Source organism: Nocardia araoensis NBRC 100135 (assembly GCF_000308435.1).
Taxonomy (GTDB): Bacteria; Actinomycetota; Actinomycetes; order Mycobacteriales; family Mycobacteriaceae; genus Nocardia; species Nocardia araoensis.
In genome coordinates this window covers 1-1,564 of the sequence record NZ_BAFR01000279.1, presented here as the reverse complement: position 1 = coordinate 1,564, position 1,564 = coordinate 1, and the positions used below count along the sequence as shown (strand labels likewise).

Here is a 1,564-nt window from a genome sequence, read left to right as displayed (position 1 = left end):
ATCGGCGGCATGATGCGCCGATGCCGAGTCGGCATTCTCCAATCGGGCTGCGGTCAGGGCGATTTCGCCCGCCGCGCCCGGCGGCACGCCGAGTGCGACCAGGCAGGCGCGGGCGGCCGCCACGTCGGGGTCGGCCTCGGTCCAGCTTCCGTCGGTGCGCGCCTCGAGCAGTGCCAGCACCAGCCCGGCGAGCGCGCGGGACAGCGCTTCGGCGGGGAGGTGATCGGAGTACACGCCGAGCTGCTGGCCGTGGCGCAACATCTCCGCGCCGTGCTCGTGCACGGGCGCCAGTCGTTCCTCGATCCGCGCACCCAGGTTCGTCTCCGTCAGCTTGAACAGCAGGCGGTATTTGTCGCCGACCCGCCACAGGGCGATCGTGCACCGGGCGGAGGTCACCGTCACCGGCTCGTCCGGGTCGAGCGAACGCAGCGTGTGCGCGATGTCCTCTGACGCCAGGTCGAGGAGGCCGTCGATCAGTGCCTCGCGGGTCGGGAAGTGGCCGTAGAGAGTTCTGCGCACGACGCCTGCGGCCGAGGCGATCTCCTCCATGCTCGCCGCGGGATTGCGGGTCAGTTCGGCTGCCGCGATATCGAGGATCCGCTTCCGATTGGCCTGCGCTCGCGCGCCGCGGGTCGTAGAAGAAGTCATGGTTCTGGTCGCTGTCATGTGAGTCCCTTCACGTCGAAGCCTCGCACACTTGCGCAGCGTTGTGCAAATTCCTTAGATTGCACATCAATGTGCAAATGCACAACGGTGTGCAGATCGTGAGAGGAACGGATGTGTCTCTGCTAGTCACCTCACCGGTGGAACCGGGTGCCGTATACCGCCGCCGCTGGGCCGCGCTCGCCGTGCTGTGCCTGAGCGTGCTGATCGGCGTCATGACGAATACGTCGTTGATCGTGGCCGCTCCCGATATGACCCGCGATCTGGGTCTGTCCAGCCAGGACCTGCAGTGGGTCGTCGACGCCTACACCATCCCGTACGCCGCCCTGATGCTGCTCATGGGCGCGATCGGCGACAAGTACAGCCGCCGCGGCATGCTGATCCTCGGCCTGGCCGTCTTTGCGGCCGGCGCGGTGCTGGGGTCGGCCGTCGACAGCGCCGACTGGGTGATCGCCGCGCGGGCGATCATGGGGACCGGGGCGGCGATGATCATGCCCGCGACGTTGTCTCTGCTCGTGGCCACCTTCCCGAAACGGGAACGCGCCGTCGCTATTACGATCTGGACCGCTACCACTGGCCTCGCGATCGCGGTCGGTCCGCTGGTGGCGGGCTGGCTGCTCACCGATCACGGCTGGGCGTCGACCTTCCTGATCAACGTTCCCATCGCGGTCGTATCGATCGTCGCGGCGCTGGTAGTGGTTCCACCGTCCCGGGCGCACACGACACAGAAATTGGACTTGATGGGCGGCGCGCTGTCCGTCGTGGCCGTCGCGGCGCTGGTTTACATGATCATCGAAGGCCCGCGCAACGGCTGGCACACCTCCGCGGTGCTCGCCGGGGTGATCGCGGTGGTCGGCCATGGCCGGGTTCATCGCCTGGGAACTGCGGCATCCCAACCCGA

Annotated in this window: 1 protein-coding gene and 1 pseudogene; one reads left to right on the top strand and one right to left on the bottom strand. The window is 67.6% G+C overall.

Annotated features, from left to right (window positions below; genetic code table 11):
• A partial coding sequence (locus ON21_RS30390; RefSeq protein WP_063821156.1) for a TetR/AcrR family transcriptional regulator occupies positions 1-648 on the bottom strand: 648 nt, incomplete at its 3' end.
• Between the two features lie 95 nt (positions 649-743).
• Between ON21_RS30390 and ON21_RS30385 the strand changes: the two are divergent.
• Positions 744-1,564: pseudogene (locus tag ON21_RS30385) on the top strand (MFS transporter); the annotation flags it as partial.